Origin of the sequence: Buttiauxella sp., from assembly GCF_035271705.1 — a bacterium.
Classification (GTDB): Bacteria; Pseudomonadota; Gammaproteobacteria; order Enterobacterales; family Enterobacteriaceae; genus Buttiauxella.
In genome coordinates this window covers 1-8,861 of record NZ_DATERI010000149.1, presented here as the reverse complement: position 1 = coordinate 8,861, position 8,861 = coordinate 1, and the positions used below count along the sequence as shown (strand labels likewise).

The following is an 8,861-nucleotide window of genomic DNA, read 5'->3' as shown; positions in this document are numbered from 1 at the left end:
TTGAGCAAGAGCTTGCTCTGCTAACACCTTCGCATCTTCGAAGTTCGTGTTACGAATAATCTTCTTAATGCGCGGGATAGAAATGGCACTCATACTAAATTCGTCCAGACCCATACCCAGCAACAGAAGTGTAGCACGTTCATCGCCTGCAAGCTCACCACACATACCGGTCCATTTACCTTCTGCATGAGAAGCATCAATAACTTGCTTAATCAGAGTCAGTACGGATGGTGACATTGGTTGGTAAAGATGTGAAATCATATCATTACCACGGTCAACTGCCAGGGTGTACTGCGTGAGATCATTGGTACCGATACTAAAGAAGTCGACTTCTTTGGCCAGATGGCGAGCAATCGTGGCCGCAGCCGGAGTCTCAACCATTACGCCTACTTCGATAGTTTCGTCAAAGACTTTGCCTTCTTCACGCAGCTGCGCCTTCATGATTTCAATCTCAGCTTTCAGTGCGCGCACTTCTTCAACAGAGATAATCATTGGGAACATGATACGTAATTTACCGAAAGCGGAAGCACGCAGAATAGCGCGTACCTGCGCGTGCAGGATCTCTTTACGATCCATGGCGATACGAATCGCACGCCAGCCCAGGAACGGGTTCTCTTCTTTCGGGAAGTTCATGTACGGCAGCTCTTTGTCGCCACCGATATCCATGGTACGTACGATAACTGCTTGTGAGCCACAGGCTTCAGCAACAGCTTTGTACGCCGCGAACTGCTCATCTTCAGTTGGCAGTGAATCACGATCCATGAACAGGAATTCTGTACGATACAGACCTACACCTTCTGCACCATTACGCTCTGCACCGTCGATATCACGAACAGTACCGATGTTTGCGCATACTTCTACCTGATGACCATCGAGAGTGATTGCTGGCAGATCTTTCAGTTTTGCCAGTTCAGCTTTCTCAGAAGCAACCTGTTGCTGTACATCGCGCAGGGCTTCGATCTCGTCGTTGGTTGGGTTAACGTAAACTTTGTTGTTAACCGCATCGAGGATCAGGTAATCGTCGTTTTTCACCTGGCTGGTCACGCTACCGGTACCGACGATCGCTGGCAGTTCAAGAGAACGCGCCATGATAGAGGTATGGGAAGTACGGCCACCGATATCGGTGATGAAACCCAGCACCTTTTGCAGGTTAAGCTGTGCGGTTTCTGACGGAGTCAAATCTTTAGCGACCAGGATAACTTCATCCTGAATAGAGCTAAGGTCGATAATTGCCAGACCAAGAATATTACGCAGCAGACGCTTACCGATGTCACGTACGTCAGCCGCACGTTCTTTCAGGTATTCATCGTCTAATTCTTCCAGCGCGATAGCCTGGCCTTCGATAATTTCGTAAGCCGCTGCATCAGCGGTCACTAATTTATCTTTGATAAGGGCTATGATTTCCTGCTCAAGCTCTTCGTCTTCCAGCAACATAATGTGCCCTTCGAAGATAGCTTCCTTTTCTTCACCGAAGGTCTCGCCAGCTTTAATTTTGATCGTTTCTAACTGTGCTGACGCTTTCGCGCGCCCGCTTAAGAAACGTTCAACTTCCTGCGCAACTTTGTCGGCAGAAATTTTCTTCCGGTCGATGACAACTTCATCTTCCTTCAGCAAAAGTGCCTTGCCGAAAGCGATACCCGGGGATGCTAAAATGCCTGAAATCATAACCCTACCTTACTTGTGACTGATATTTACGAAGAACCCAGAACTTACTCGAGTTCAGCCATCAGTTTTACCAGATGCTCAACTGCTTTCTGATCATCTTCACCTTCAGCAGAGATGGTCACTACAGTACCTTGAGTCAGGCCCAGTGTTTGCAGTTTAAACAGGCTTTTCGCGCTCGCGCTTTTGCCGTTGGAGGTCACAGTGATCTCAGAAGTGAAGCCTTTAGCTTCTTTAACAAACTGAGCAGCAGGGCGGGTATGCAGACCGTTTGGAGCTGTAATGGTAACTTCTTGCTGGAACATTGTATTTCCCCAACTTATAGGTTTAGTGTTGTGGAACTAAAGTCTAGCCTGGTGGCAAAACTTTAGCCTGTATAGTTAGCGTCGACGTTAACTGTAGACTTTACGCGACACAGGATGCTTTCGGGAATCACGAAATGTGCTCTGGCAAATGCCTGGCGCTTCGCGGCTCGCTCGTCATTAATCATTATGCCGTGAAATGTGATTTTGCACCAAATCGATAAATCGATTCAGCAGAGGTACTTCACATTCCGATTAATTTCGCGCATCAAAATAATTTGCTGGATAGATACCAGACCTGGCAGGGTGACGCAATGGTAGGGTAGTAAAAAGTTTGATGGATACCACAAAAAAGCACCCGAATGGGTGCTTTTTTACTCAAATTCACTAAGTTGGCATCACTGTTGCAGTTCTTTTTCAGTGAAAAGATCGGCAAACAGAGCCGTACTCAGGTAACGTTCACCGGAGGATGGCAGTATAACCACAATGTTTTTGTTGCTAAATGCTTCATCTTCTTGAAGTTTTAATGCAGCAGCTACCGCAGCACCGGATGAAATTCCCGCAAGAATACCTTCTTCGTCCATCAGACGACGGGCAGTAGAGATAGCTTCATCGTTAGTGATAGCGATAACTTTATCGATCAGTTTTAGATCAAGGTTACCAGGAATGAAACCCGCACCGATGCCCTGAATTTTGTGTGGACCTGGTTTGAGTTCTTCACCAGCCAGTGCCTGCGCGATGACGGGTGAGTCAGTCGGTTCGACAGCCACGGTTATCAGACTGGTTTTACCTTTGGTGTTTTTGATATAGCGGCTCACGCCAGTCAGGGTACCGCCAGTACCGACCCCGGAAATGAACACGTCTACTTCACCGTCGGTATCTTCCCAGATTTCTGGGCCGGTGGTTTTCTCGTGGATTTCTGGGTTTGCTGGGTTACTGAACTGCTGTAATAGCAGGAATTTCTCTGGGTCGCTGGCAACGATCTCTTCAGCTTTCTGAATCGCCCCTTTCATGCCTTTTGCGCCTTCGGTCAACACCAGGTTCGCGCCCAGTGCTTTCAGCAGTTTACGGCGTTCGATGCTCATGGTTTCAGGCATGGTCAGCGTCAGCTTGTAACCACGCGCTGCGGCAACGTAAGCGAGTGCGATACCGGTGTTACCACTGGTTGGTTCAACTAACTCGACACCTGGCTTGAGTACACCGCGTTTCTCGGCATCCCAAATCATATTGGCCCCGATACGGCATTTGACGCTAAAGCTCGGGTTGCGGGACTCTACCTTCGCCAGGATGCGTCCATTACCGATGCGGTTCAGACGAACCAGCGGCGTATGACCGATTGTCAGAGAGTTGTCTTCATAGATCTTGCTCATAGCCCGTCCTTAACTGTATGAAATTTGGGAAACCTCTCCAGCATACCTGCTTAGAAGTTATGCGGAAGTAAAGAAATCGTATATCTATATGTAGAAGGGAAATAAGCAGAAGCAAGAAGGAATAAGAAAGAATAAGGAGCGGGAGAGGCCGCTCCTGAAAAACTACTTCCACATGGCATGTTTTGGGCGATAACAATCCACCCACATCGCGGTCGCACCGCAGACGGCAACCGGCATGATAACCAGGTTCAGGAAGGGGATTAGGGTAAACAGACTCACCAGTGAACCAAACTGCATGTTGATGGTTTTCTTCTCACGCAATGAAATACGCATCTCTTTGAAGGGGACTTTATGGTTATCAAAGGGATAGTCGCAATACTGTATCGCCAGCATCCAGGCGCTAAATAAGAACCATAAAACCGGTGCAACAGTTTGGCCGATACCCGGAATGAAGTAGAGCACCAGCAACACCAGCGCGCGTGGCAAATACCAGGAGAGCTTCTGCCATTCGCGTTTCATAATCCGTGGCACATCCTTCATGATACCTAACACGCCAGCATCCGGCGGGGTAGCCCCCGTCAGACGCGCTTCAAGCTGCTCTGCCAGCAATCCGTTGAAGGGGGCGGCAATCCAGTTAGCGATGGTCGAGAAGAAATAGCTAAATACCAGCAGGATAGAGATGACCGCCAGCGGCCAAATCAAATAGCTTAACCATTGCAACCAGTCTGGCACGTAGGAAAGCAGAGTGGGCACCCATACATCCAGCCGGGTAAACAGCCACCAGAATGCGCCACCCATTAATAAGATATTGACCAGCAGCGGTAAGAGCACGAAACGTTTGATTCCAGGCTCACGGACCAGCTTCCAGCCCTGCGAAAAATAATAAACGCCACTGCGTGGCACGGTTCCTGAAGATGAAACCATAATCTGAACGAACTCCTTTTGGTCAAAGCAATGACATGTATACCCATAATAACCGAGTGTCAGGAGAAAAACTTATTAGGAAATGGTCGAAAAAACAGCGAAAAGTCGATTTCAGTCCATCTTTATGCTGAGAAAACCGTGTGCGGACTTGCACTTGAGCACATGGGCAAATACTCTTAGTAAGTAAATGTTTGCCGCGGTGGCAAGGTGTTAGAACAACAGAGAATATAATGATGCAGGATTTGCGTCTGATATTAATCATTGTTGGCGCGATCGCCATAATAGCCTTACTGGTTCACGGTCTGTGGACGAGTCGTAAGGAGCGTTCATCTGTATTTCGTGATCGTCCATTAAAACGCATGAAGCCTAAGCGTGACGAATACGAATCGGATGACGACGAGGCTGACGATGAGCAAGATGATGGAGTAGGTGAGGTGCGTGTGCGTCGGGTAACCCCTACGTCGGAAACAGTGACTCGCGAGCCAGAAATGCCTCGTCAGCCACCAGCACCTCAACATCAATACGAGCCACCTTATGCTTCAGCTGAGCCACGTCAGAGTTCGCCTGTGCGCCAACCTGAACCGGTAGCGCCTGTTTCGCCGACACATCACCAGCCTGTGACTCAGCAGCCTGTGGTGCATCAACCGGTGGTACAAGAGCCTGTTGCGCAGACAGTGGCACCGCAAGCCCCGATTCAACAGCCAACAGTTCAGCATGTAGAATCTGCACCTGAACCGGCCGTTACCCAACCGGCTCCGACACCAGAACCACCGGCACGTCGTAAAGAAACGGTGATTGTGCTTAATGTCTCGGCACATGCGGGCAGTATGATCAACGGTGATGTGCTGTTAAACAGCATTCAGCAAGCGGGTTTTATCTTTGGTGAAATGAACATTTTCCACCGTCACCTCAGTCCTGATGGTAGCGGCAAGGTTCTGTTTAGCCTCGCTAATATGGTTAAGCCCGGTTCGTTTGACCCTGAAAGCATGACGAATTTTGCAACACCTGGCGTGACAATCTTCATGCAGGTGCCATCTTATGGCGACCCAGCGCAAAACTTTAAGTTGATGCTGCAGTCTGCTCAGCACATTGCTGATGAAGTCGGTGGGGTTGTGTTAGACGACCAACGCCGCATGATGACACCGCAAAAAATGCGTGAATATCAGGATCGCATCCGCGAAGTGGTAGAAGCAAACGCAAGCCACTGATACCCATCCTGAACATGTTTCCCCCTAAACCCCCGCATGTCGGGGGTTTTTTATATTGATGGTGCGATATGGACACAATCGAACAACAAATTACTCAACTGCGAACCACGCTTCGCCATCATGAATATCTCTATCATGTGCTTGATAACCCCGAAATCCCGGATGCGGAATACGACCGCCTGATGGGGGAGTTGCGCGCTCTCGAGCAAGCGCATCCTGATCTCATCACCCCTGATTCTCCCACGCAGCGTGTGGGTGCCGCACCGCTCAGCGAATTTACCCAGGTTCGCCATGAAGTGCCGATGCTGTCACTGGATAATGCCTTTGACGAAGCGAGCTATCTGGCGTTTAACAAGCGTGTGCAGGACCGCCTGAAAAGCACGGAAGCCGTCACGTTTTGTTGCGAGCTAAAACTGGACGGCCTGGCTGTGAGCCTGCTCTATGAAGATGGCGTGCTGATTCGTGCTGCCACGCGCGGTGATGGGACAACAGGCGAAAATATCACGGCCAACGTGCGCACTATCCGTTCCATTCCGCTTAAATTGCGCGGCGAGAATATCCCCCGTCGCCTGGAAGTGCGCGGTGAAGTGTTCCTGCCACTAGCGGGTTTTGAAAAAATTAATGAAGAAGCGCGACGTACTGGCGGGAAAATTTTTGCTAACCCTCGTAACGCGGCGGCAGGATCATTACGCCAACTTGACCCGCGTATTACCGCCAAACGTCCGTTAACCTTCTTCTGCTATGGTGTTGGCCTGCTTGAAGGGGGGGAATTACCTGCCAGCCACCATGCTCGTTTGCAGCAGTTTAAAGAGTGGGGACTGCCGGTTAGTGACCGCATTCGTCTATGTAACACAGCAGAAGACGTGCTGGCGTTTTATCACCAGGTTGAGGTTGATCGCCCAACATTAGGTTTTGATATCGACGGCGTGGTTATCAAAGTGGATTCGCTTGCGCTGCAAGAAACACTCGGCTTTGTCGCGCGTGCGCCGCGCTGGGCAGTGGCGTTTAAATTCCCGGCTCAGGAACAGATGACGTTTGTTCGTGATGTCGAGTTCCAGGTTGGACGCACGGGGGCAATTACCCCGGTGGCACGACTTGAACCTGTTCAGGTCGCAGGTGTGCTGGTCAGCAATGCGACGCTGCATAATGCCGATGAAATTGAGCGTTTGGGCTTAAGGATTGGCGACCGCGTGGTGATACGTCGTGCAGGCGACGTTATCCCGCAGGTTGTCGGTGTGGTGGAATCTGAACGTCCTGAGAACACCACCGAGATTGTCTTCCCAACGCACTGCCCAGTTTGTGGCTCTGACGTTGAGCGTGTGGAAGGCGAAGTGGTAACGCGTTGTACTGGCGGCCTGATTTGCGGCGCTCAACGCAAAGAAGCCCTCAAACACTTTGTCTCTCGCCGTGCGCTGGATGTGGACGGTATGGGTGACAAGATAATCGACCAACTGGTTGAGAAAGAGTACGTCCACACGCCTGCGGATCTTTTCCGCCTGACGGCGGGCAAACTCACCGGGCTTGATCGCATGGGGCCGAAATCGGCGCAAAACGTGGTTGATGCACTGGAAAAAGCCAAAGAAACCACTTTTGCACGTTTCTTGTATGCACTCGGTATTCGTGAAGTGGGCGAAGCGACCGCAGCAGGTTTAGCGGCGCATTTTGGTACGTTGGATGCATTGGTTGCGGCAAGTATCGAAGATCTGCAAAAAGTCCCTGACGTCGGTATTGTGGTTGCTACTCATACCTTTAACTTCTTTGCCGAAGACAGCAATCGTGAAGTTATCCGCCAATTGACGCAAGAGGCAGGTGTTCACTGGCCAGCTCCCGTGATGATTAAAGCTGAAGAAATCGATAGCCCATTCTCCGGTAAAACGGTGGTGCTGACAGGCTCGCTCAGCATCATGTCACGTGATGATGCGAAAGCACGCTTGGTGGCGTTAGGTGCAAAAGTGGCAGGTAGCGTGTCGAAGAAAACAGATCTAGTGATTGCTGGCGAAGCGGCGGGTTCTAAGCTTGTGAAGGCCCAGGAGCTAGGTATTGATGTGATTGATGAAGCTGAAATGATTCGCTTATTAGGTGAATGAAATGGATAAAGAACAGCTTATTGAGATAGCCAATACCGTGATGCCGTTCGGTAAGTACAAAGGCCGCGTGCTGATTGATGTGCCGGAAGAGTATCTGCTGTGGTTTGCACGCAAAGATGAGTTTCCACAAGGCCATCTGGGTGAGTTGATGAGGCTCACATTGCTGATTAAAACCGAAGGGTTGGAGGGGCTGGTGAAGCCCCTTAAAAGACACTAATTAAGCATTGTCGGTGGCGGCTTTAGTCGCCACTTGAGTCTCTTTCTGATAACGCCTTGCCAGCACTGCGCAAATCATCAGCTGCAACTGATGGAAGATCATCAGTGGTAGCACCATCATCCCGACGGTTGCGACCGGGAACAAAATATTCGCCATCGGTATTCCATTCGCCAGGCTCTTTTTCGACCCACAGAACACAATAGTTATTTCATCCGCCTTACTAAAGCCCATACGTCTGGCAACGAACATATTGATGCTAATGACTATCGCCAGCAATACCAGACTCACCACCACGATAAACAGCAGTGAACCTAAACCGACTTTGTGCCAAATCCCCTGCGTGACCGCCTCGCTAAACGCCGTGTAGATAACGAATAGAATTGAGGTCTGGTCAGTTTTACCAATCCATTTTTTATGGCGGGCAACCCAATCACCAATCCATGGGCGCGAAAGATGCCCGGCGACAAATGGCACCAGTAACTGCAACATGATGCTGCCAACTTGCTCCATGCTACTGCTTGCGCCATGCACATGCATCACCATGCCGACTAACAGCGGCGAGAGAAAAATACCAAGCAGGCTTGAAGCAGAAGCCGCGCACACGGCAGCGGCAACATTACCTCCGGCAAGCGAGGTGAAAGCAATAGCCGACTGCACGGTGGCAGGCAGGATGCAAAGATACAAAAAACCGGTGTAAATTTCAGGGCTGACGTTGACCGGTGCCCACCAGGCAAACAAAACACCCAACACAGGGAAGAGAACAAAGGTGCTGCACATCACCCATAGGTGCAACCGCCAGTGGCTGCTCCCGGCAATGATCGCTTCACGGGAAAGTTTGGCGCCATGCATAAAGAAAAGCAGTGCAATCGCAGCTGTTGTTAGACCTTCAAAGAAGCCAACAAAACTGCCTTGAGCGGGAAAGAAAGACGCCAGCAGTACGGTAAAAATCAGCGTCAGCGTGAAAGGGTCGAGCACGCGAAAGAGTTTCATCTATATTCCTCAAACTGTTGTGGGGCTATTGTGCTTTCAATAGTTTTAGAAATAAAATTGATTTATTGAATGAATTGATGAATTAAATAGATGAATTATTC

Annotated in this window: 8 protein-coding genes; 3 read left to right on the top strand and 5 right to left on the bottom strand. The window is 49.9% G+C overall.

Annotated elements, in window-relative coordinates; genetic code table 11:
• The 4 genes from ptsI to cysZ form a co-directional block, all read right to left on the bottom strand.
• Positions 1-1,665 (bottom strand): phosphoenolpyruvate-protein phosphotransferase PtsI (gene ptsI / locus VJY99_RS13700; protein WP_324119318.1); only part of this gene is annotated, 1,665 nt, incomplete at its 3' end.
• A 44-nt stretch (positions 1,666-1,709) separates the two neighbouring features.
• Positions 1,710-1,967, bottom strand: a complete 258-nt coding sequence (gene ptsH / locus VJY99_RS13695) for a phosphocarrier protein Hpr (RefSeq protein WP_034459025.1) — start codon at positions 1,965-1,967, stop codon at positions 1,710-1,712.
• Positions 1,968-2,362: 395 nt separating this feature from the next.
• Positions 2,363-3,334 carry a cysteine synthase A gene (cysK, locus tag VJY99_RS13690; protein WP_324119315.1) on the bottom strand — a complete coding sequence of 324 codons (972 nt, stop codon included), beginning with the start codon at positions 3,332-3,334 and terminating at the stop codon, positions 2,363-2,365.
• 162 nt (positions 3,335-3,496) lie between these two features.
• The gene (gene cysZ / locus VJY99_RS13685; protein ID WP_324119313.1) at positions 3,497-4,258 is read right to left on the bottom strand and encodes a sulfate transporter CysZ; all 762 of its coding nucleotides are present in this window, start codon (positions 4,256-4,258) and stop codon (positions 3,497-3,499) included.
• Between the two features lie 230 nt (positions 4,259-4,488).
• Between cysZ and zipA the strand changes: the two genes are divergently transcribed.
• The 3 genes from zipA to VJY99_RS13670 all read left to right on the top strand — a co-directional run bounded on the left by zipA (position 4,489) and on the right by VJY99_RS13670 (position 7,770).
• On the top strand, positions 4,489-5,466 hold the full coding sequence (zipA, locus tag VJY99_RS13680; RefSeq protein ID WP_324119311.1) for a cell division protein ZipA: 978 nt from the start codon (positions 4,489-4,491) through the stop codon (positions 5,464-5,466).
• A gap of 68 nt (positions 5,467-5,534) precedes the next feature.
• Entirely contained in the window at positions 5,535-7,553 is a 2,019-nt protein-coding gene (gene ligA / locus VJY99_RS13675) for an NAD-dependent DNA ligase LigA (protein ID WP_324119309.1), read from the top strand.
• A gap of 1 nt (position 7,554) precedes the next feature.
• A complete protein-coding gene (locus tag VJY99_RS13670) occupies positions 7,555-7,770 on the top strand; it encodes a DUF3820 family protein (RefSeq protein WP_034459012.1) in 216 nt (71 codons plus the stop codon).
• Here the strand turns inward: VJY99_RS13670 and VJY99_RS13665 are convergent, their stop codons facing one another.
• A complete protein-coding gene (locus VJY99_RS13665) occupies positions 7,771-8,760 on the bottom strand; it encodes a bile acid:sodium symporter family protein (RefSeq protein WP_324119305.1) in 990 nt (329 codons plus the stop codon).
• Positions 8,761-8,861: the final 101 nt, after the last annotated feature.

Excerpts from the sequence above, each read along its gene's own strand:
- ptsH (WP_034459025.1), bottom strand. The coding sequence starts at position 1,967 with ATGTTCCAGCAAGAAGTTACCATTACAGCTCCAAACGGTCTGCATACC.
- cysK (WP_324119315.1), bottom strand. The coding sequence starts at position 3,334 with ATGAGCAAGATCTATGAAGACAACTCTCTGACAATCGGTCATACGCCG.
- cysZ (WP_324119313.1), bottom strand. The coding sequence starts at position 4,258 with ATGGTTTCATCTTCAGGAACCGTGCCACGCAGTGGCGTTTATTATTTT.
- zipA (WP_324119311.1), top strand. The coding sequence starts at position 4,489 with ATGATGCAGGATTTGCGTCTGATATTAATCATTGTTGGCGCGATCGCC.
- ligA (WP_324119309.1), top strand. The coding sequence starts at position 5,535 with ATGGACACAATCGAACAACAAATTACTCAACTGCGAACCACGCTTCGC.
- VJY99_RS13670 (WP_034459012.1), top strand. The coding sequence starts at position 7,555 with ATGGATAAAGAACAGCTTATTGAGATAGCCAATACCGTGATGCCGTTC.
- VJY99_RS13665 (WP_324119305.1), bottom strand. The coding sequence starts at position 8,760 with ATGAAACTCTTTCGCGTGCTCGACCCTTTCACGCTGACGCTGATTTTT.